Below are 22,889 nucleotides of genomic sequence, written 5' to 3' on the forward strand. Positions count from 1 at the left end.
TTCATCTTTTTCTAAGCTTGTGTAATCAAGTTGTAACGCATACTATTGGTAAATTACACGGAGGGAAATAAAGTTAGGTCATGAAAACCAGTAAACTCAGCATTCGATTATTATGGTATATCACGCCACTTGTGATCTTACCTTTGTTATTTTTAGGCGGGTTTACGCTGACCAATGTAACTAACTCCACAAAAAAACAAGCTGAACTTATTGTCAGCCGCTTTGTTGAGCAACAACAACAAAAAATATTTAACTATATTGACTCCTTCCACTCGATCACCCGACTTTTATCAACATCCCCTGTGCTTGCTGATTTTTTAGCTCGCGATACAGACTCAAAAACCCAATATATTGAACATTTGGGTGAGTTAATGAATGTATTTGCCAGCTATTCGGAGGCCTATCCTGATATTGTAAGTATTAACTACTTAGCGCCAGATGGAACCAGTGATGCCTTCTATTCGAGTCAATTAACACCCGCACCTAAAGAGTATCCATTTTTTAAACAAGTACAGCAGTCAAACTTACGGCAACAACAGTTTATGATCCCGAAAGAGGATGGCTCCACCAGCCTGTATTTTGTGCATCCAATTTACAACATAGACTATTATTTGAAGCGCCCGCAGCAACTAGGCTTTATTGTTGTACATGTTGAGCCCTCGATTTTAAACACTAGCATTCTAGAAGCGCCTTTTAATAACACCTTAAATTTGTTTTTAACCACTAAAGGGCAAATTCTCTTTAGCTCTGACTATGATTTACGGGGTAGTTATTTAAGTGAATATGAGCTAGAGCAAATTAAGAGTCTTGCTGACTATGGCAAACTTGCCAGTATTGAACTTTCTAGCATTGATAAAGAAGAGCGTATTATTTACGCAGTACAAATGACCGATGGTGATTACTTTGTATCAACCACACCTAAAAACCTTCTCTACCAGTCTGGCAAAGCGATTAGCCTGATCACCGCTTTAATTGTCATTATTTCAGTGATCGCTTTACCCATTCTTATTTATATTGTTGTTCGCAACCTACTCCTCACCCCTGTTGAGTTACTTGGTGAAGCGAGCCACCGTGTTGGGGATGGCGATTTATCCGTGTATCTGCCAGCCCATACAAACGATGAAGTCGGCGTGCTTTTCAACGACTTTAACCACATGGTGAATCAAATTCGTCATTATCAAGATGAGCTTGAAGAATATAAACATCACTTAGAAGAAAAGGTAGAAAGCCGTACAAAAGCCCTTGAAGCTATGAACAGCAAGCTTGAGGTGGCCATTGCGCAAGCTGAACAAGCAAACCAATTAAAAAGCCGCTTTTTAGCTAATATGAGTCATGAAATTCGTACACCACTCACCGCAATTATGGGTTTTACAGAGCAACTCTTACATAATAAAAATGCAGTCAATGATGAGCAGCACTTAAGCACCATTTTACGTAATTCAAAACACCTACTTGAACTGATTAATAACATTCTCGACTTGTCTAAAATTGAAGCCGAAAAACTGGCCGTAGAGTGTAGCCCCTGTCACGTTGTGCAGCTTGTACATGACATAGACTCAATTATTCGCCCTTTGGCGAATGAAAAACAACTGCAATTTGATATCGATTACAGTTTACCCATCCCCAAAATCATCAACAGCGACACCACTCGTTTAAAACAAATTTTGATCAATATTGCTAGTAACGCGGTGAAGTTTACTGAGCACGGCTCTATCTCTATTAGCATTTGTTACAACAGCAGCAAACAATTCTTAGAATTTGCAATTAAAGATACCGGTATTGGCATGTCTGAGCGTGAAGTCGAAAGGGTATTTAAGCCATTCGAACAAGCTGATGCGACGACAACTCGCCGCTTTGGTGGCACGGGACTTGGGTTATGTATTTCAAAGAATTTAGCGCAATTATTAGGGGGTGATGTCCACCTAATTAGTGAGCCTGGCAATGGAAGTTGTTTCACAATTCAAGTAGCTTGCCACCTAAATGCTAAACAATTACAGGATGACGCCTTTATCTATGACCATAAACAGCTTTCACCGGATAAAGACTTACTCTTATCATTTGCTGAAAATAACTTTGATGCCAGTATTTTGGTTGCTGAAGATAATCCCGATAATCAGTTACTGATCAAGCTATTATTGCAGACATGGGGGCTTGAGCCTGATATAGCCAAAAATGGCGCAGAAGCTGTAGAAATGGCATTAGTTAATGACTACCAACTAATTATAATGGATATGCAAATGCCTGTAATGGGTGGCTTAGAAGCGACCCAAATGCTTCGACACGCAGCCTATGATGGCCCTATCATTGCGTTAACAGCCAATGTCATGAAGACTGATGTAGACAGGTATATCAAAGCTGGCTGCAACGAAGCTTTAGCAAAACCCATTGACAAAAGTGCCCTAGAACAAGTTTTAGTTAGTTATTTAAATATAGAAAAAGACAGCCAGAATAAGTGGGAAAACTTACTAAAAAGTGATAAGTTTCAACAAATTAATGAAAATTACCGCTCAAAGTTACCAGATTATTTGGGTCAAGTTATTCAGCTTTATCGTGCTAAGGAATGGGAAGCACTGCGCTCATTAGCACACAGCTTAAAAGGCAGTGCGGGATGTTTTGGCTTTGAAGCTATTCATAAAACCGCAGGGCAACTTGAAAGCGCGCTACGTAGTAATGATACTGAGCAGGTTGATGCAAGCTATGAATCACTTATTAGTGCACTTGAAAACGCCGCCTAATGGGCTTAAAAACGCAGCGTTAACCCCATTAAAATTGCGTTTTCATTGCCTGTTGCAGTTGGGTAGTAATTTTTTCGCACTGACATATGTGAGAAGCCCGCACGTTCATATAAAGCAATCGCACGATTGTTAGATTCGCGTACTTCCAAAAATAGGTTCTCAGCTTCATGCTGTTCGCCATACTCAATAAACGCCGCTAGTAATTGCCTTGCTATTCCCTGCCCTTGGTATTTAGGTGCAACACAAATATCCATCAAGGTGTAATCAGGGCCTGCCTTCTCACCGATATAGAAACCCAGCATGTCGTCGCCTTGAAAAGCAGCAAGATTAAAATAACGACCCGCTAAACACGATAACATGGTTTTTTCTGTCCACGGATGACTATGACAGGCATTTTCAATGACCATTAGCTGTGCAATATCATTTGCATCAACAGCTCTAAAGTTTATCAAGTTGTTCACCAATTAAAGACCAAAGTTGCTTTTTCTGCTCACTAGTGAGCTTATCGCTTGGCAAGCTTAAACAGCCCTCTTGCCAACTTATACTGGTAGCCTTGACAATCTGCGTTATTACTATAGGAGACAACGCTTTTTCAAGATCTTGATGAAGCTGTAACGGAAGCGTTATGGGTGTTTGTTGAGGCGTAGATATGTGTTCAAGCGGAGCGTCAGACACCATTTGAAAGTGTTGATTTAACTCTAAAGGTTGTACAGAAAATATCGCAGCGTAACTTGGGTTCATAACAACTCAATCATGATTAAGAGCAAGTAATATAAGAAGATTTGCGATTAAAGTAAAGTAGGAAGAAATGGCAGGGGCGGAGAGATTCGAACTCCCAACCGTCGGTTTTGGAGACCGCTGTTCTACCAATTGGAACTACGCCCCTGCAATGACGGTGAATTATATAGAGCTTTTTATAAAGGTAAAGTAAAAAAACACGATTTGCAGTTCAATTGCTTTCAAAATAAACAAAACGGCGAATTAGCAAGCTAACAAAGCTCTTTTTAAACATACCCAAGCTATCTGCAAAAAGTAAAAGAGCCAAACACAGTTATAATCATTTAAAGCACTTCATTCGCTTGAAAGATAATGTTGCTGAATAACAAGTTGAAGGTACTCAATAAATGCTTTTACTTTTTTGAACGGATATCTACGCCCAGAATAAAAAGCATACAAAACCAAATCTTCAGGCTCATCAGCTAAGGAATCTATTTTTGTTAACAGCCCTTCTTCTAGCTCTTGTCTGCACGCTTCAAAAGGAAGTATCGCAAAACCTAACCCTTTGAGTGCAGCAGACTTTGCCATATGCCCACTATTTACTTTATAACGGGATGCAACATTAACTGTGCCTGCTCGTTTGAATTTCCATGGCATTCCTTGTAAGACTGATAAACTTGTAATACAGGGAAGCTTACCAAGTTCAGTCGTTGAATTTGGTTTAGGATGTTTATCTAGTAAAAAAGGAGAAGCTACGACACAACTTGGCCAACGCACTAGCTCTTTTGCAACCCATCCAGAATCCTCCACAGGGCCTCGTCCAAAACGTATCACTATATCAAACCCTTCTAATAGCCCCTCTTCGGGATTAAGCTGAGTATCACAACTTAACTGAATGTTAGGGTGTTTATAACAAAACTCAGCCATAGCCTCTGCCAAAAACGGTAAATCAGGTGTAATGACTTTTAAATGCCCCGAAACTAAATCACTATTTTGATAGGTTTCTTGTAAAACATCCCCCATCGCAACAAGCAGCGGAGTTAAGTTTTGATAAAGAAGTTCTCCCGCTTCTGTCGCGACCATTTTTCGTGTTGTACGTTCCAATAGCCGTACATTCAACGCGTGTTCTAAAAGTGCAACATGACGGCTCACATTTGATTTGGGAATTTGGCACAGCTCTGCGGCCCGCTTAAAACTTAATTGTTCAAATACCTTCTGGAAGCTAAGAAGCCACTGTAATTCAATATTGTTTAGCAAAACTATCTCATCAAATGGGATTTACAAACCAAAACTACCATATTTATCCTATTTATTGGACCAGTAATAATCATTTTTTTCTTAAACTGGGAAGATTTAAATGAGTTCAATTAAAAATATAGCCATTATAGGTGCAGGTGTTGCAGGCCTTGCGTTAGCGATATTTGCAAGAAAACAAGGTATCAAGGTTACCTTATTCGAAAGAAACACCAGCTTTTCTACAATCGGTGCTGGCGTTACGTTATGGCCTAATGCGACTTTTGTGCTTGAGCAGCTAGGTCTAATAGATGATTTCACCCAGTGTGGGGGTCAGCCAGTTGCTATGCGACAGTACGACAAACAAGCCACTCAATTGGGTGAGTTTAATATTCAAACACTAAACTCTCTGTGCGGCTTTCCAACTATTAGCATATTACGTCGTGACTTAATAAAGATACTCGCCGAGCGACTAGAGAAACTGGGTGCCACTATTCACTTCAACCAAGCCGTCAATACTCAGGACATTGCGCAATTAAAAGATAAGTTTGATCTTGTAGTAGGCTGCGATGGACGAATGCAATCGAAAGCTCGAGAGTATCTGTATAAAGTGCCTATGCCAACTAAATACCAAGGCTTCATTAATATAATTGGTACCAGTGAAATTGATCTGACCCCTTTTGAGCAGACAATTCATGACTTTAGAGTTAATAATGAACGCTTTGGTATAGTACCTGTAGCAAACCAACATTGTTACTGGGCTGCTGCATGGCCTAGTAACCTTGATAAAACGAAACCAATGGAGCAGTGGTTTGAAGAAATGCATGAGCGTTTTCAAGATTGGCCTAAAAAAGTTCAACAGGTACTTAATAGTTATAATCCACGCAGTTTAAAACGCATATTTGTACATGATATCGACCCACTTCCCTATTGGCACAAGGAGAATCTCATTATTATCGGAGATGCTGCACATGCTTCCTTACCCACATCGGGGCAAGGTGCTAGCCAAGCGCTTGAAGATGCTTGGCATCTAGCTCAATTATTTAAGACCGAATTTAGCCTCAATGTTATTTTGAAGAAGTTTTATGAAACTCGTATTCATAAAACCTCCAGCGCCCAAAACATGGGTAGACTAATAGCTCAGCATATCTTTCAACAATCATCTAATTCGGCCACAGATGCACCAAGTATATCCGCAGAAGAGCTCAGTCAACTCTATATGCAAGGACTAGACTTAACTCATACCAAATGATAACCGTCTAAATAACAAAAACCCGCTTCAAAAAAGCGGGCTTTGGCCCAAGTAGAAAATTCTGTCATATCACGACGAAGTTCTTGTTTCTCTTTAATACTAAGCCTCCACGGAGCAGAAGTGGTTCTATCCACCTTGTGTCGCCAACTTGTCGCTGTACATTTTAGATAGCGCATCAAAACATTGGTTACCAGCAAGAAGCCTCAAAGGGTTCATATATCCACTATTACAATCGATACCGTCCCATCGATATATTGGAGACGATAATTCTGTTTAGGCCGTGAATCGGCTTAACTTACTGTCGGGAATTAGTTGACCGCTACAAAGCTCGAGATAAAACCCCACACTCTCTGATGTGTGGGGAACTTTATGTAATAGGCTATTTACATAGCAGGTTGAATGCCGTTAGGGCAAGCACCTGGTGAGCCTGTGCCTGGAATAGTGGCCGGCACTGTTGGCACTGGGTAATCGCTCTCTAGTAATTGTATGGAATTGTGGTTGACTGCCGGTACGGTTTCAATATTACACCCGCGAGCGCCACCTGAATCGAAGCCACCACCGACTTTACCTTTACAAATGAAGGAGCAACTAAAGTGCGCATCTTGTAAATCGTGCACGTTATACTGCTGACAGCCAACAGCGGGGTCAGTGCCAACGGAAATGAGTTTACCTAACCATGCAGGGTTTTTTGCCCGACTCTCCAACTCTTTATTCACTGTTTCAGCGGTGGCACATCGACGTGTCACATAACGTGATCCATCAATGAGGTTTTCGACATCATTGATGCAATATTGATATTTGTAAAACTCAGCGGAAGCCAATGATTCAGGATTACCAGCAGCATCAGAGCCACAAACAGCAGTCTTGTGCGAGCGCTCGCAGATAAATTTCGGTCCACGGCACACATCGCATGATACTGGTGATGTCGGTGTTGGGTTAACCGCATCTCCTCCACGGCTGTTTTTGATAGGCAAGGTGGCGCTGACCGTTTGACCTTTAGTATCAGTGACCGTCAGCGTAATATCCCCTCCGATATAGGTGCATTCACTCGCAGGTTTGCTAATGGTTGCCGTTGGGTTGTCGGTTGTTTCACCACTTAGCACCACGCCTTTGGCTGGCGGTGTCCAGCTATAGGTGTAGGGTGGTGTGCCACCGGTAATTACCGGTGCATGCAAACTTACTAACTTATCGATACCATTTAGCGAAGTCAGATCCGCGTTTATGCTTTTAAGTGCGGCTGTCAGTTTGCGACTGTCGACTAACGGTAAAGTTGCCGGAGCTGCTGGTTTGATCAGCACTGTATAACTTTGGTTGCCAGCCTGATAATGACCTGGCGTATCACCAGCTACTATGTCGAGTTTATAGGTACCAGCAGTGCCTGTTTGCGGGTTGATGCTGATGGTAGCTGCATTTAGAGGAGCGAAGGCATCGGCTGGCGCGGTACTCGGCGTAACGGTCCACGAAATAGTCGTTGGCGTTATCGGTGCAGAACCTACGCTGCTTATAAAATCTACAGTAACATCTAACTTTGGATCACCTTCAGTTAAGGTTATGTCTGTTGCACTTTTTGGCATTACAACAATAGTCGGTTCATAAACCACGACATTTATCATGTCTTGCTGCGAAGCACCACCTACTATTGGCATCCCGACCACAGTAAAAGTGAGCGTTGTATCGCTCGTCACATCAGGTGCCGTAAATGAGGCGTTATATTGATTGGCACCACTTAGCGCAACTATTGGTATTCCTGCCGTTTGCGTCCATTGATAACTGGCGAGACTGCTGCCCGTTGCATTTAGAATAACTGTTTGCCCTGCGCGCACGCGCAGATCAGCACCAGCACTAATACTAGGCGCAGCCAATACTTCCACCATCGCCGTTTGTGATACTTTATTACCTGTTCCTTGTGCGGCAAAAGTGAAGATATATTGGTTCTCGTTTCCATAGGCTGGAGCGATAAAGGTACTGGTTAAACTGCGAACATCGCCCTTGACGCTGCTATTGCTGAGCGTAATGGTACTGGCCGCCGTAGGAAGTTGGCTCCACGTTAAACTTTGCACCGTTGCAGGGCTGCTTGAGTCTGCATCGATCACCGTACCGACTAAACTAACGATTTGTCCTTCATTGACATAAAGAACAGGAGTAACATGTGCCGATATATCGGGCTGGCCTTGCACTGTAACTGTTACTTGGTCTTTTTTGACTCGACCATTACTAGTAACCGAGAGTTCAAATACCAGGTCTTCGCTGGTGCCCGCAGCTTTAGCTGGAGAGGTAAATGATGCATTCAAAGTATTTGCATTTTTTAAAGGGGTGACATCTGAGCCTGAAATCTGCGTCCAAGTATAAACTGGTTCATTGGCATGTTGCACACTGCCGTGCAACTGTACATCACTTAAACTTTCAGCAATAGAAAAATCATTACCAGCGCTGACCAGTAAAGGTAAAGCGGGTACGGTCACGACAACGCTATCTTTAGCCGTATTACCCAAACTGTCGATTACCGTCAGGTTGTAGTTAAGCTCTACTTCATGGGTCAGAGACGGCGCGATAAATGATGGGTTCGCATCACTGATACTGCTTAGTGCGGCATTCGTATCATCTGTCCAACTATAGGTGTAGGGCGGTTTCCCTCCTGCAACATTCGCATTTAAGTACCCCGTTTGCGTGGGTGATAAATCAAAGTCGGCGCCCAAGTCGACACTCATGTGGCGATCTTGAATGGTCACTGCAACCGTGGCGGTAGCCGCATTGACCGAATCCGTTGCCGTAACTTGCAGTTTGATCGTAGTATCAGCATCCACATTGGGAAGGTCTAAGCTTGCATTCGCTGAGGATCCGTTGATAATGTTTGTTGTCGTCAGTGATGTTGTGCCGGCATCAGCAAGAGTCCATGCATAGCTTACCGCACCATCGGCATCTTTAGCCGATGCCAATAAATTGAGGGTATTACCTTCAGCCAATGTGCGTGTTGCTGCACCAGCTGTTACTTGCAAAGCATTGTTCACATGGTAAGTGACACTATCGGTAGCAGAGCCGTTAGCCGTATCATTTACTGTCACTTCAAGGGTCACAGTAGCAGGGCCATTCGGTGCGATAAAGCTTGGAGTAGCGGTGTTTGGATCTGTAAGGCTAATGCCTATACTAGTGGTTTCTACCCATAAATAACTGAGTGAACCAAAGGTGTTGCCAAGACTGACTCTCGGCTTCACTGTCTCATTTGCAGTTACGGTCGCATCATTAGAGGCGGTTACCATTAACGGCAACTTCGGTGGTGCGACTACTGGATCAACTGTCACAGTCATTTGTGCTTTTGCTACGGCTGACCCATCGCTCACTTCGACTTCTATTACAATATCTTGATGGCCGCTCACACTAGGAGCAGTGAAACTTGGCGAATCCGTTTTATCATCTGCAATCGTAATGGTTGGGCCACTTAATTGCGCCCACTGATAGTTTAAGGGACCACTGGCGTTCATCACTGTCGTTTTAGGGTGCACCACATGACCACTGTATACGCTTTCATGCCCAGCCATACTGAGCGCAAGTGTGGGTCTGCTTGGCGCATTAACAGGTACTGCCTGAAACTGAGTATCAGTAGTTTTAGTAATCACTTTACCTTCAGGTGAGGTATAGGTAATGGTTGCCTGAAGCTTAATGTTGGTATTACTGCTTACTGATGGCGCATTAATGATGGGCTGAGCTGTATTGTCACCAGCAATTATCAAGTCATTAGGTTTTGGATTTGGCTCAATCACCGTCCATAGGTAAGAAAGAGATGCCCCGTTATCTAAAGGGGGGACATGGATATCGATGCTTGGTTTAAAAGTTTTGCCGGATTCTACCTGAACGGGAGCTGCTGTACTGACTCCAGGGCCTGTTGCCAAGTGACTACCTATTTGGTTTTGATGAGGTGCCAGCTTAAATACAGGTTTAGCGGTATAAAGTAGCGAATCGGAAACAGTATTGGTGCCATCTGTCACAGTAACATTGACTCTAATACCTGTTTCTGAATTGACATTAGGCACAACAAACACAGGGTGCTCTGTTGTCGCATCTGTAAAGGCAACATCGCTACTCTCCCACAATACTGATACACGATCAAGCGTACCGGTGATAGTTGCTGCAGGATATACAAAATCCCCTTCTTCAACTAAACAGTTGGTGGTGCAGCCCTTTGGTTTAATAATCTGTACCGACAAAGGCGCAGTTGCCTTCACTTGAATATCGTGTGTAATACTCACTTGATGGCCATCGGCATCAGTTACTTGTACTACCCATTGAAAATCGGTGTCGGTTGTAACCTCTGGCGGCGTAACCTCGGTAGTTTTTCCATTAACACTACTTATCATAGCGTCTGGACCTTTTGTTTGCGTCCATTTATAGGTAAAAGGCCCTTTGCCACCATTAACCTCGGCAGTCAAACTAACAGAACCATGACCATTGTATACTTGATGCTTAGCACCTTGCTGAGGCTGTAAAGGTCCAGGCTTTATTTCTACTTGCTGTGTCTGTGATGTGCTTTTTCCGCTACTAATTTCAGTGGCTGTTACTTTAAATTCAAGTTTTCCCGGCTGCTTGGGCGCAACGAAAGATGTGGTTTGGCTGGCACTGTCTATTAAGTCTACTGTGGTACCGCTCACTTGCTGCCATTCATAGGTGAAGCTTCCACCGCCACCAGACTTTTCGGCTTTTGCTGTTAAGTGGACTGTTTGCCCTGAAGTGCTTTGCTTAACTGTATGTGACGATTGAGAGTTTGCATCAACTTTGCCCGTTCCAGTATTAACCTGGTTAACAAAGCTGATGCCCCTTGGCTTAACCGTGAGAACCACAATCGTATCAAACAACAAGCCGCTGGTGTCTTCAGTTTGTGCTGAGAAAAATAACTCTGTGTCCTGAAAAACATTAGGTGCTGTAACCTCAACTCGATTATCTATTTGTTGCCAAGATACTGTTTGTTCACTTAATAGTTCCCAACTTATCTCTTTGTCACTATCAACCAACCCATTAACCGTATAAGCCGCATTTAAAATGACCTTGTGTTCAGAAGAAACTTCCGTTGGGCCTGTAACCTCTAATGACTCAACATCTCCAATAACGTCAACCGGTGAGGTAATGTCTATGGTGATATCCTTGCTTAGCGACATACCTGAGAACCTAGCTGTTACACGAATACTAGCTTGCTCAATATTTGACGGTGCTACAAAGAACCCTTGGTTACTATTACTAACTAAGCCAAGTGGTAATACACTCTCTTCCATCCAAAGGTAACTCGCGCCATCAATATTTTGTCCATTTTGTTGTAACTGAACCTCAATCACTGCAGATTGACCCACTTCTACGGATAAAGGCGCTCGGACCAACTCAATTGTAAATTCTTTACTTGTACCTGATGACACTGAGGTTCGGTCACAGGCCACTAGAAAGAATAGCATTAAAAGTAAACCAAAACCTTGACTAGGCAATTTCATAAGTAACAGTATCCGTATCATAAAAAAGATAGAAAGTTTTAAGATTATTTAAGCCTAAAAAGCATAACCACACTTAAAACTTCGATAACCTAAATTGATACTAGACTCAAAATTAAAACTCTGCAATTTGTCCCTTTTTCATGAATCAAAAGAACACGATCTTACTGTTAAATTCAGTCCTGTTCTCGCAGTTCAGCTTATTAGGGTTGCCACACTCTTAGATAAACTAGCCTTGGAGTCTTGTGATGTGCCTGCCACTGGTGGTTACAGAAACCAACTGACCGACTATTCCAGCGAGTAATTATCCACCACATCCCCTCCAAAAGTGCCTACCATTACTAAGCTGGTATGACACAAATTCCATAGACCAACGTTGATTTAACACTATTGTCTTAGCTCTTTGCGTTTCTTCACACCCGCCCTCTTCAGTGTCGAGGCGATAGGCTTGCTTTTAGCTCTGAATCCAGCATTTTCCTTTGAGCAAATCCTGTAACATAAGCTACCCACACTGGGGATATTTAATCGCCAGCGACTGAGCCCAACAAACTTATAAGCCACACATTCAGTGTACCAACAGGCACACCGATTAATTGAAGAACGTTCCACCGCTACCACACCTGATATATCAGTGACGGTACATCCAGATGTCAAAAAAGAATCGTATGTAAACGACTATGATCATCTTTATCTATGGTTTTATATGTATTTTTATATTCGAAGTCTCTCGGAGCTGATCGGTAATGTTATAATCATAGCCTAGGCTCGATTTGGTTAAGTCAGTTGCGTTGACGATCAGGACGAGCGAGTCGAGTTACCTACTATTCTAAAAACTCTGTGTTTTACATTTAGGAATGATTAGTTAGCCAAACGAGTATAAGTAAAGTACTAAGAGAACTTTACAGGCTAATTAAAAATTATTTTAGCCTTTATAAAGTGTTAAATAAAACTGACTAGATATAATTAAATTTAAAGTAATTATTTTCGAAAATAGTTCTAAATATGTGTAACCTTGAAGAAAAGTGATGCTTAAAACCATTTCGATTTATTTTTAATCTTGTCTTAACTCAGCACCATAAAATACCCGCTACCTTACTCGCTTTATGTATTAGAGTTTTTACCCTTAGCAGAACAGCTTAATAGGTGAAAGGGCTCGAAGCTCGCAAAGACTAGGAGCTATTAATAGACATCAGCCTAAAAAGTCAAAGACACATAAGCGTATTTTAATCTATCTGATATATAGTCGTTCAAACCCTATCTGATAATTCCTTGTTTTTAATTGCTGCCTATACAACTAAGTTCTTACTACTCGTCGACGTTTTAGTTCAGCTTTGGCTTAACGTCTGAGCCCACTTTTTCTTCAGCAATTAACGGTCGTGAAACTGAACTTACTCTGCTTAGTTACCATTTTGCTTTTGATCCGATTTTTTTATAGCTCATTGATATTAAAGTATTTCCAATCAGTAGAGCACATTATAAATAATCAAGAATGCTACAGCACAAAAGACAGTATTATATTACTTTATCACTTTAAAACTTTTCTGTTAGCTACCACTTTTGCACTCTATCTAACGGTCAAATTTCCCAAGAGATATCAACTCCAGTTCAGCTTCTGATTTAATCTGTATTTATGTGACACTCAAATTATTGTTAGTCAATACACTATTCAAAGGTACTTCCGTATCTAACAGCTTTAAGCTTACCTATTTTATGAATATCCATCGCGCTTTGAATCATATTTTACGCTCAAAATAACAATTTTCATCATTTCCATGTTAACCATATCACTTACCCCATTCTAAGTTGTTATACAACGCTTCTTAAAAATCGCTCGGTGAGTTAGCAGAAGGTCGAGAAAATATAGGTGATTACCTTCTTCAAGACGAGTAAAATTTGCAGGGCGTTTTCTTGGTTGATGAACTGTAGAGCGGCTAGTTAGATCGGTACACCATCACTGACTACGTACGGCGACCAAAGGGCCAGCGTCTTATTTTGTCGATTTGATCGACCGATCCATCATAAACTCGCCCTACCATCTTCAACCTATTTTGGAATACCTCCATTTTGTCAGCAATGACTTTCATCTTCAGGCAGTGCCCAGTGTTACGCAGCCACAGCCCTAAAAATAGAAGCCAGCACTACAACGAAAACTAATATCTCCGCAAGGTTTTTTAGGAAAGTAAAAATTCATTAAAAAGGCCAGTCAGAAATACTGACTGGCCTTTTTTATCTAACAGAAACTAGATTAGGTTTTTACAACCAAGTCTACTCCCACTCGATTGTTGCCGGTGGCTTACCTGAAATATCGTAAACAACACGTGAAATACCATCGATTTCGTTGATGATACGGTTAGAAACCACACCTAGGAACTCGTAAGGTAAGTGTGACCAACGTGCCGTCATAAAGTCGATTGTCTCTACACAGCGTAGCGATACAACCCAGTCGTATTTACGCGCATCACCCATTACACCTACCGATTTAACTGGTAAGAATACAGTGAAGGCTTGACTTACTTTGTGGTAAAGCTCTGCTTTGTGTAGCTCTTCAATGAAGATAGCATCTGCGCGACGTAGTAAGTCACAGTACTCTTTCTTGATTTCACCAAGTACACGAACACCTAAACCAGGACCTGGGAATGGGTGACGGTAAAGCATGTCGTAAGGTAGACCAAGCTCAAGACCAATTTTACGTACTTCATCTTTGAATAGCTCACGTAACGGCTCAACAAGACCCATTTCCATGTCGTCTGGTAAACCACCTACGTTGTGGTGAGACTTGATTACGTGTGCTTTACCTGTTGCTGATGCAGCAGATTCGATAACATCTGGGTAGATAGTACCTTGACCTAACCATTTTGCGCTTTTCAGCTTTTTAGCTTGCTCGTCAAATACTTTAATGAAGGTATGACCAATCGCTTTACGCTTATCTTCTGGATCTGACTTACCTGCTAAGTCTGCTAAAAATTGATCTTCAGCATCTACTTTAACAATGTTTAGGCCGAACTTGTTGCCAAACATGTCCATAACTTGCTGACCTTCGTTTAGACGAAGTAGCCCGTTATCAACGAATACACATGTTAGCTTGTCGCCAATTGCACGGTGAATAAGCATTGCAACAACAGATGAATCAACACCACCTGATAAACCTAAGATGACTTCGTCATCACCTACAGTTTGTTTGATACGCTCAATCGCATCGTCGATGATTTTAGCCGGAGTCCATAGCTTTTCACAGCCACAGATATCAATCGCAAAACGCTCAAGTAAACGTTGACCTTGATGCGTGTGAGTTACTTCTGGGTGGAACTGCACGCCGTAGAAGCGCTTTTCTTCCCAAGACATTGCAGCATGTGGGCATGTAGACGTTTTAGCCGTTGTTTTGAAAGTCTCTGGTACTTCCATTACTTTATCGCCGTGGCTCATCCAAACGTCTAGTACGCCTGCACCGCCATCAGTAATGTGGTCTTCGATAGCGTCGAATAACGCACAATCACCTACTTTTTCAACCTGCGCATAACCAAACTCTTTCTTATCAGAGCTGTGTACGCTACCACCTAGTTGCGTTGCCATTGTTTGCATGCCGTAACAAATACCAAGTACTGGCACGCCTGCGTTAAATACATACTCAGGAGCACGTGGGCTGTTTTCAAGTGTTGTAGACTCAGGACCACCCGACAAAATAATACCTTGTGGATTAAATTCGCGGATTTGCTCTTCAGTTACATCCCATGCCCATAGCTCACAGTAAACACCAATCTCACGTATACGACGTGCGATTAACTGTGTGTATTGCGAACCAAAATCTAAAATGAGAATTCGTGAATCGTGAATGTCTTTGCTCATGGAGTATCTCGTTAGTCAGGAACTGCTCTCCCAAAGGGAGATGATAAATAAATTAGGGCTAGCAAATGCTAGCCCATTGTAATTTCAATACCTTAAGGTAATTAACCTAAGCGGTAGTTTGGCGCTTCTTTAGTGATTTGCACATCGTGAACGTGTGATTCACCCATACCAGCTGAAGTAACACGAACAAATTGAGGTTTAGTATTTAACTCTTCAATTGTTGCACAGCCAGTTAAGCCCATTGCACTGCGAAGACCGCCCACTTGTTGATGGATGATTGTCGCAATAGGGCCTTTATAAGCAACACGGCCTTCGATACCTTCAGGAACAAGCTTGTCTGCTTCGTTCGATTTTTGGAAGTAGCGGTCTGATGAACCTTCTTTTTGGTCCATAGCGCCAAGGCTACCCATACCACGGTAAGACTTGTAGTAACGACCTTGATATAGCTCAACTTCACCCGGTGCTTCTTCAGTACCTGCTAACATTGAACCCACCATCACACATGATGCACCTGCAACAAGTGCTTTTACGATGTCACCTGAGAAACGAATACCACCGTCAGCAATAACAGGGATATCACGGCCTTTTAAGCCTTCAACTGCATCAGAAATAGCAGTGATTTGTGGAACACCACAACCTGTTACGATACGAGTAGTACAGATAGAACCAGGACCAATACCCACTTTAACAGCGTCAACACCCGCATCAGCAAGGGCAATCGCACCTTCAGCTGTTGCAACATTACCTGCTACGATTTGTAGATCTGGGTATGCTTGACGTGTTTGAGCAACACGGTCGATAACACCTTGTGAGTGGCCATGTGATGTATCGATAAGTAATACATCAACACCTGCTTCAACAAGGGCTGCGATACGCTCATCGGTACCTGCGCCAACACCAACAGCGGCACCTACACGTAGACGACCTTGCTCGTCTTTACATGCGTTTGGTTTGTCTTGTGCTTTTTGATAATCTTTTACAGTGATCATGCCTTTAAGTTTAAAAGCATCATCAACTACGAGAATTTTTTCGATACGGTGCTCGTGCATTAGACCTAAGATTTCATCACGGTCTGCACCTTCTTTAACAGTCACTAACGATTCTTTTTTCGTCATAACGGTAGAAACAGGTTGCTCAAGTTTGGTTTCAAAGCGCATATCACGGCTTGTAACAATACCCACTAGGTTATTATCACCATCCGTCACAGGGAAACCTGAAAAACCTTTATCTTCTGCTAATGCCATGGCATCAGCAATTGTTAGATCCGCAGTCACAGTAACAGGGAAAGAAACAATGCCTGCTTCGTACGTTTTAACTTTACGTACGTTTTTAGCTTGCTCTTCAATTGTCATGTTTTTGTGGATGAAACCTAAACCGCCCTCTTGCGCTAGCGCAATCGCTAAACGAGCTTCTGTTACAGTATCCATAGATGCTGAAACTAGCGGCAAGTTAAGATTGATACCACGCGTTAAGCGAGTTGAAATATTTGCCGTGTGTGGCAAAACAGTAGAATGACCTGGTACTAGTAGTACGTCGTCAAAGGTAAGAGCTTCTTTAGCAATTCTAAGCATATTGGCAACTTCTCACATGTGGATCTGAGTATAAGGAATTGCGGCCAAATTTTATCAGCGTTCTAAACCCGAGTAAATAAAATTGTGCAATTATTTATGATAAAGTAGCCTTAGTTTATGGCAAAGAGATTAAATTTAGCTGCAATGGGTAATTCACAAGACATTTATACCGTATCACGCCTTAATAAAGAGATCCGAAGTGTGCTAGAACGCGGCTTTTCTTCTTTAGTGTTAAGTGGTGAAATTTCAAACTTTATTGCGCCTGCTTCAGGGCATTGGTATTTCACATTAAAAGACGATCGCGCACAAGTAAAAGCAGCTATGTGGCGCGGTAATAATCGTGGCCAAACATTTCGCCCAACGAATGGCGCACAAGTCACTGTGCGTGCCCGTGTATCTTTGTATGAACCGCGTGGTGATTATCAACTCATTGTTGAACATATGGCACCAGCTGGTGAAGGCTTATTAAAACAAGAGTTCGATGCGCTTAAAATGCGCCTTGCCGCCGAAGGCCTGTTTAGCTCAGCTTATAAAAAACCATTGCCAACACATATCAATCGCGTTGGCGTGATTACCTCGGCCACAGGTGCGGCCATTCGCGATATTTTAACCGTCTTGAAACGCCGTGCTCCCCAACTTGAAGTGGTGATTTATCCGGCCATGGTGCAAGGCGCTGATGCTCACAGCCAATTAATAGAAAAAATAAACATCGCCAATCAACGTAACGAAGTGGATGTACTGATATTGGGTCGTGGTGGTGGTTCATTAGAAGATTTATGGTGTTTTAACCATGAATTACTCGCACGCGCCATTTATGCCAGCAACCTGCCTATTGTCAGTGCTGTGGGTCATGAAGTAGACACCACTATCAGTGACTACGTTGCAGATATACGCGCAGCCACACCTTCTGCAGCAGCCGAGTTGGTCAGTCCAAATAGTGAAGAGTTACATAGCAGAGTAAATCAGCTTGTTAGGCATTTAAATCATGCCTTTAAACACGCGTTGGCAGTTAAACGTACTACAGCGACGCAATTTGAGCATCGCTTACAACTGTGTCACCCACGAAATCAACTCAATCAGCAGGCACAAAAGCTGGATGAATTGGGCCTTGCTTTACATCGTGCTATGCAAAGTACAATTCAGCGCCATGAGCGAGTACTTGGCAACCTTACTCCTCGTTTAATGCAAAGCTCACCAGAAAAGCAACTTACTCGCTATGAGCACTTGCTTACCCAGCTGCAAGGTCGTTTAACACAAGCTATACAGCACCAATTTACAACATCCCGTAATCATCTATCACTGCAGGCGAGCCGCTTAGATTCAGTCAGTCCACTAAGTGTATTAGCGCGTGGTTATAGCATTACTAAAAACAAACAAGGTCAGGTGGTGAAATCAGTGTCACAGGTTAATAGCGGAGAATTGCTCACCACCGAATTGGCAGATGGCCAGTTGCAATCAAAAGTGGTTTGATTAATCTGTACTTACAACGATGACTAGCTCATCGTCACTCGAAGTGGTGGAAGTGTATTTGAACTGTTTCCACCAGCTTTGCAGCATTAAATCATCTGTTATGTTTCGCCAATAATGCTCAGGAAGTACTGTAACGTCATCTGGGCGTTGTAACTTAAACTGACAAACTGAACTTTTACACTTAGAAACGCTGACATTTGGCTGTATAGGTAAGTCAGCCATAATTAAAAAGTCACTCATAGCTGTTTCAACTTGATAGGCCCATGTTTCATTGCGTTCTTGCTGTGCTAAAAGCGTGTAAAGCTGATCAAGGTGGGAGTCTATTTCATCGGATGTAAGTGCGTTAGTGCGATAACGTGCAATCACAGCCTGCTGGCTCTCGACTTGTAATTCAAGCTCGGCAATTTGCTGCTTAAGCGCTTCTTGAGTTAATTCTTCAGGTGAAGTTTGATGCCCAACATTAGAAACTCCGCTCACACTAATAGGTGCAACTGGCGCTGCCTGCTCAGAAATAGCCGGCTCTATAACACTTATTTGCGCCCGCTCTGAAGTTGGCACAACGGTGTTATTAGTTTGAAGCATAAACATGATGATAGCGCCACAAATAAATGACGCTACAATCGACAAACCAAAGGCTAATTTAGACAAGGTTCTTTTGCTCTTTATTATAAAGAACTACAGCATTGCACTGGTATGAGATGCATTGCTTGCGCTTGTGGTGCTGTCATCCAGAAAGTTTTGATTCATACTTTCCGCTGGACAAGGACAGCTCGGTTTACCCACCACTTTAGCAGGTACCCCAACAACGGTTGTATGTGCTGGAACAGGGCTTAATACCACAGAGTTTGCACCTATGCGTGCGCCCTCTCCTACTTCGATGTTACCCAACACTTTCGCACCGGCACCAATCAACACACCCGCGCGAATTTTAGGATGGCGATCACCTTGTTCGTTACCCGTACCACCTAAAGTAACCGATTGAAGAATCGATACATTATCTTCAATAACCGCTGTTTCACCAATTACAATCCCAGTTGCATGGTCAAACATAATACCATGACCCACTTTACAAGCAGGGTGAATATCAACACCAAATACCTCAGAAGTTCTACTTTGAATAAAGCGAGCAAGTTCTTTTCGATTCTGTAACCAAAGGCAGTTTGCAAGTCGGTGTGCTTGTATTGCATGAAAGCCCTTTAAGTTAAGTATCACCGTTAAGTAGCTATCTGCGGCAGGGTCACGATCTTTTACTGCTTTTATATCATGAGCGACATGGGTCAACATCAAATCACACTTAACAAAGGCCTGGTCAAACAATTCGCGAATTGTGAATGCTGAAACCACTGCATCCGCCAACTTATTAGCAACAATAAAACTTAGCGCCGAACCTAAGCACTCATGATTTAACACACACGAATAGACGTGACTTGCTAAAAGAGGTTCACGAGTAACGACTTCGTTTGCTTCTTCGCGAAGCTTTTGCCAAATTTCATGACGCATAATTTTGCCTTTCTGGTTGTACCTAACTGCTATTACTTAAGTTTAACGGATTTGTAGCAAGATGTACTAACCCGTTGTTTATTTGTTCTGGTTATATCTAATAACCAGAGCGTCATCGTTATTTGCTATTAAACATAAAAAATGCCCCTGATTAGGGGCATTGATTAGTTATTATTGAAATACTTTTTCGACATCAAGTACTTTAATATTTTTCGCCGGTATCGCAAGTTTATAGTCTGCAATCACTTTATCTTCAGCAACAAGCTCTGCTGGTTTTTCAGCGTTGTACACCATAGGCGATGTTTGCTCTGAGGCTAAGCGTTTTTGCATGTCTTTGCCGTCACTAGTAATAAACACATAGTGGATATTCTCTGTTTGCAAGTTATCGCGAATAACACGATTCACATCATCAAGGGTTAGCTTTTCAAGCTTGCCGCGCACATAGTCAACAAAGCTCTCTGTATTATAGAACTCACTATCAAGCGCATAACCTAATTGGCGATCTTGGCTTGCAACCATTTGTGGCACAAAGTTAATTAAGAAGTTACGCGTCGCTTCAAAATCTTCTTTGCTGATGCCATTTTTAATCAGCTTATCAAGCTCAAATAATGCCGTACGCGTTGCAAAGTGCGCATCGTTATTAGAACGAAGCGGACGTAACCACACTTGGAAAATTTGCTCTGAACGGCCTAAGTTAGCATCAGGTTTAGTTTGGAACATACCGCGCGGGAAGTACTCAATGTAGGCATAGTCACCATAGTTCATACCACGGGTTTGACGAATACGCTGATACAAGAAGCTATTTGAGCTACGGTGTTCACCAAAGTAAGAGCGCACTAACCAAAGTGCGGTCCAGTCATCGCTGCTACGAATTGTATCGATTGGGAAACCAAATGACACAGCGGTAGATTGCGCTGATTTTTCAACAATCGTTGCATGATGCCCTTGAAGGGCTGGCGCATCTGGGATCGTTAAACGACTTTCTTTACCTTGTGCAAGCGATGTTAAATCTTTCATCATAGTTGATTTAACATCACTCGGAATAGCACCAATTAAACCTACAGTTAACTTAGATTGGGTAAACTGGTTAGCATAAAACGCTTTTACATCGTCAAGCGTCAATGCTTCGAGATCTGATAAATCACCATAGTTATAGCTTTCATACGGGTGGCCTTTATAAAGCTGATGATACAGCACTTCTTTACCTAACTCTTCGTCATTTGACGCTTTAAGGTCTGCTTTAATGCTATCGATAAGCTCTTTTTTCAGACGCTTGAAATCATCTTCTCTAAAGCCAGGATTTAACAATTGATCGCTAACAAGTGCATACCACTTGGCAGCATTGTCTTTATGCACACGACCACGTAAAGAAATCATCTCTTTATCGATTTGATAGCCAAAGCTTCCTGCCAGTGGGTATAACGCTTTTTGAATATCTTTGTAGCTCATCGTTTCTGAGCCACCTTGCGCTAGCATTGCAGCAGTGAGTGCCGCTAAGCCTTTTTTGCCTTGTGGATCAGCTGCTGCGCCGGTATTAAATAACCAGTTAACATCAACCAGTGGCGAGCTATTGGTTTTATCAAGTACTTTAAAATGACGCTCTGTTGGGGCTTGCTCAATACTGGCAACCGCCGCGTTTAAGTCAACCTCTTGATCAAAACCTGCCACTTTATCAAGCGCCGACATTGTCACAGTAGTACGGCTTGAATCAACAAAATATTTGTTTGCTACCGCTTTGATATCCTCAGGAGTGATGCTATCAGCAGTCGCGTAAAGTTGGTTAATCACCTCAGGGTCGCGCTCAAAGTGCATGTAGCTTGCAAGTGTTGAAGCAATTGACTGTGATGAATCAAGACCATTGATAAAGCTGTATTTTAAGTTAGATTTTAAATCAGCTAACTTTTGTGCATCAACAAGCTCTGTGCGCGCTTGTGCATAAGTACGGTTAATCGCATCACGCGCTTTTGCAAGGTCCGCTTCGTTTTCGACTTTTACAAAAACATGTAATAACCCAGGATCTTTAGTATCTGGGTTATAGGTAAACATTTGGCTGGCAATTTGTTTATCAACAACCAGCTCTTGATAAAGTGCTGAGTTGTTAGAGAAATAAAGCTGTGAGATCAAATCAAGGGCTGCACGGTCTTTTTGAGTTGGATCCCATGCGGTGCCTTTGTAAGACACAAGCAACCAGTGACCTGGTAAACCATCATTTTTCTCATGTACATATTTTGCTGCTTGTTGTTTTGGCTCAACAGGAATATCAGCTTGGTAATCACCTTTTTTCCAGTTGCCCCAGTGCTTTTTCACCATTGCCATGGTTTCTTGTGGATCAACATCACCAACAATAACTAAAGATACATATTCAGGTTTATAAAACTTAGCGAAGAACTCTTTACCATACGCCATTTGATCAGGCATAGCTTCAATGTCTTCAAAAAAGCCCATGGTGGTGTGTTTATACGTATGTTTTTCGAATGCTTCGTTACGAACAGCAGAAAGTAACTTACGAATTGGGCTGGCATTATTCTTTAGATATTCCCCTTTTACGGTAAGCGCTTCAGTGCGGAACTGTTCTTCGCTGTAAGTCAGATTTTGAAAAATATCCGCTTCGATTTCGAGTACTTTATCTAAATGTTCTTTTGAGAAGTTTAAGTGGTAGTTAGTGTAATCGTTGGTTGTGTATGCGCGATTATCAACACCTGAGTTTTTTAGAATATCTGAATACACATCTTGCGGGAATTTTTCAGAGCCTTTAAACATCATATGCTCAAAGAAGTGTGCAAAACCGGTTTTACCTGCTTCAACCTCATTACGTGAACCAACCGATACCGGAATTTGCAGTGATACGACATCTGGGTAATCTGTTTTTACTACCATCACGCGAAGGCCGTTTTCAAGCTCTTCTAATAGGTAACCTTGACTAAATACACGATTATCATCTTGGTTTACTGACTGCTCAATGCCGGCTTCTTTAACCATAGTTGACTGTGAATTACTTGCGCATCCACCGAGCGCTAGCGTGACAGCAACAGCTGTTGCTAATAATCTAAATTTCATTATGTTCCCTTGTTAGTTATTTTTCTCATAGTTATTAATCGTT

13 protein-coding genes and 1 tRNA gene are annotated in these 22,889 nt (G+C 42.2%); 3 read left to right on the forward strand and 11 right to left on the reverse strand.

The window, feature by feature from the left end; all coding sequences use genetic code 11:
• Nucleotides 1-80: 80 nt before the first annotated feature.
• Nucleotides 81-2,735 carry a hybrid sensor histidine kinase/response regulator gene (locus L3Q70_RS12690; protein ID WP_237114371.1) on the forward strand — a complete coding sequence of 885 codons (2,655 nt, stop codon included), beginning with the start codon at nucleotides 81-83 and terminating at the stop codon, nucleotides 2,733-2,735.
• Nucleotides 2,736-2,740: 5 nt separating this feature from the next.
• On the opposite strand, the gene rimI is transcribed toward L3Q70_RS12690, so the two are convergent.
• The 4 genes from rimI to L3Q70_RS12710 all read right to left on the reverse strand — a co-directional run bounded on the left by rimI (nucleotide 2,741) and on the right by L3Q70_RS12710 (nucleotide 4,709).
• Nucleotides 2,741-3,187: a ribosomal protein S18-alanine N-acetyltransferase gene (gene rimI, locus L3Q70_RS12695; RefSeq protein ID WP_062569562.1), complete on the reverse strand. Its 447-nt coding sequence runs from the start codon at nucleotides 3,185-3,187 to the stop codon at nucleotides 2,741-2,743.
• A complete protein-coding gene (locus tag L3Q70_RS12700) occupies nucleotides 3,174-3,476 on the reverse strand; it encodes a hypothetical protein (RefSeq protein WP_237114372.1) in 303 nt (100 codons plus the stop codon). The genes rimI and L3Q70_RS12700 overlap by 14 nt, the downstream gene beginning before the upstream one ends.
• Before the next feature lie 68 nt (nucleotides 3,477-3,544).
• A tRNA-Trp gene (locus tag L3Q70_RS12705) sits at nucleotides 3,545-3,621 on the reverse strand.
• Nucleotides 3,622-3,806: 185 nt separating this feature from the next.
• Nucleotides 3,807-4,709, reverse strand: a complete 903-nt coding sequence (locus tag L3Q70_RS12710) for a LysR family transcriptional regulator (protein WP_062569560.1) — start codon at nucleotides 4,707-4,709, stop codon at nucleotides 3,807-3,809.
• 100 nt (nucleotides 4,710-4,809) lie between these two features.
• On the opposite strand from L3Q70_RS12710, the gene L3Q70_RS12715 reads away from it, so the two are divergent.
• Nucleotides 4,810-5,937, forward strand: a complete 1,128-nt coding sequence (locus L3Q70_RS12715; RefSeq protein ID WP_062569559.1) for an FAD-dependent oxidoreductase — start codon at nucleotides 4,810-4,812, stop codon at nucleotides 5,935-5,937.
• Here L3Q70_RS12715 and L3Q70_RS12720 read toward each other — a convergent pair.
• From L3Q70_RS12720 to guaB, 4 genes are all read right to left on the reverse strand, one after another.
• A complete protein-coding gene (locus L3Q70_RS12720; protein ID WP_157066207.1) occupies nucleotides 5,925-6,071 on the reverse strand; it encodes a hypothetical protein in 147 nt (48 codons plus the stop codon). The genes L3Q70_RS12715 and L3Q70_RS12720 overlap by 13 nt on opposite strands.
• A 249-nt stretch (nucleotides 6,072-6,320) precedes the next feature.
• Nucleotides 6,321-11,408, reverse strand: coding sequence for a hypothetical protein (locus L3Q70_RS12725; RefSeq protein WP_237114373.1), 5,088 nt, complete (start codon nucleotides 11,406-11,408; stop codon nucleotides 6,321-6,323).
• Nucleotides 11,409-13,670: 2,262 nt separating this feature from the next.
• Nucleotides 13,671-15,248, reverse strand: a complete 1,578-nt coding sequence (guaA, locus tag L3Q70_RS12730; protein WP_062569557.1) for a glutamine-hydrolyzing GMP synthase — start codon at nucleotides 15,246-15,248, stop codon at nucleotides 13,671-13,673.
• A gap of 101 nt (nucleotides 15,249-15,349) precedes the next feature.
• Complete coding sequence (guaB, locus tag L3Q70_RS12735) at nucleotides 15,350-16,819, reverse strand: IMP dehydrogenase (protein ID WP_193987718.1); 1,470 nt, start codon at nucleotides 16,817-16,819, stop codon at nucleotides 15,350-15,352.
• A 117-nt stretch (nucleotides 16,820-16,936) separates the two neighbouring features.
• Between guaB and xseA the strand changes: the two genes are divergently transcribed.
• A complete protein-coding gene (gene xseA / locus L3Q70_RS12740) occupies nucleotides 16,937-18,289 on the forward strand; it encodes an exodeoxyribonuclease VII large subunit (protein WP_237114374.1) in 1,353 nt (450 codons plus the stop codon).
• On the opposite strand, the gene L3Q70_RS12745 is transcribed toward xseA, so the two are convergent.
• The 3 genes from L3Q70_RS12745 to L3Q70_RS12755 all read right to left on the reverse strand — a co-directional run bounded on the left by L3Q70_RS12745 (nucleotide 18,290) and on the right by L3Q70_RS12755 (nucleotide 22,846).
• Nucleotides 18,290-18,937: a hypothetical protein gene (locus tag L3Q70_RS12745; protein ID WP_237114375.1), complete on the reverse strand. Its 648-nt coding sequence runs from the start codon at nucleotides 18,935-18,937 to the stop codon at nucleotides 18,290-18,292. It lies immediately after the preceding gene.
• A gap of 27 nt (nucleotides 18,938-18,964) precedes the next feature.
• Nucleotides 18,965-19,789 carry a serine O-acetyltransferase gene (gene cysE / locus L3Q70_RS12750; protein ID WP_062569554.1) on the reverse strand — a complete coding sequence of 275 codons (825 nt, stop codon included), beginning with the start codon at nucleotides 19,787-19,789 and terminating at the stop codon, nucleotides 18,965-18,967.
• Between the two features lie 171 nt (nucleotides 19,790-19,960).
• Entirely contained in the window at nucleotides 19,961-22,846 is a 2,886-nt protein-coding gene (locus tag L3Q70_RS12755; RefSeq protein WP_237114376.1) for a M16 family metallopeptidase, read from the reverse strand.
• Nucleotides 22,847-22,889 lie beyond the last annotated feature (43 nt).

It is taken from the genome of Pseudoalteromonas sp. CF6-2 (genome assembly GCF_021729425.1).
GTDB lineage: Bacteria > Pseudomonadota > Gammaproteobacteria > Enterobacterales > Alteromonadaceae > Pseudoalteromonas > Pseudoalteromonas arabiensis.

Excerpts from the sequence above, each read along its gene's own strand:
- L3Q70_RS12690 (WP_237114371.1), top strand. The coding sequence starts at position 81 with ATGAAAACCAGTAAACTCAGCATTCGATTATTATGGTATATCACGCCA.
- L3Q70_RS12700 (WP_237114372.1), bottom strand. The coding sequence starts at position 3,476 with ATGAACCCAAGTTACGCTGCGATATTTTCTGTACAACCTTTAGAGTTA.
- L3Q70_RS12715 (WP_062569559.1), top strand. The coding sequence starts at position 4,810 with ATGAGTTCAATTAAAAATATAGCCATTATAGGTGCAGGTGTTGCAGGC.
- L3Q70_RS12725 (WP_237114373.1), bottom strand. The coding sequence starts at position 11,408 with ATGAAATTGCCTAGTCAAGGTTTTGGTTTACTTTTAATGCTATTCTTT.
- guaA (WP_062569557.1), bottom strand. The coding sequence starts at position 15,248 with ATGAGCAAAGACATTCACGATTCACGAATTCTCATTTTAGATTTTGGT.
- guaB (WP_193987718.1), bottom strand. The coding sequence starts at position 16,819 with ATGCTTAGAATTGCTAAAGAAGCTCTTACCTTTGACGACGTACTACTA.
- xseA (WP_237114374.1), top strand. The coding sequence starts at position 16,937 with ATGGCAAAGAGATTAAATTTAGCTGCAATGGGTAATTCACAAGACATT.
- cysE (WP_062569554.1), bottom strand. The coding sequence starts at position 19,789 with ATGCGTCATGAAATTTGGCAAAAGCTTCGCGAAGAAGCAAACGAAGTC.
- L3Q70_RS12755 (WP_237114376.1), bottom strand. The coding sequence starts at position 22,846 with ATGAAATTTAGATTATTAGCAACAGCTGTTGCTGTCACGCTAGCGCTC.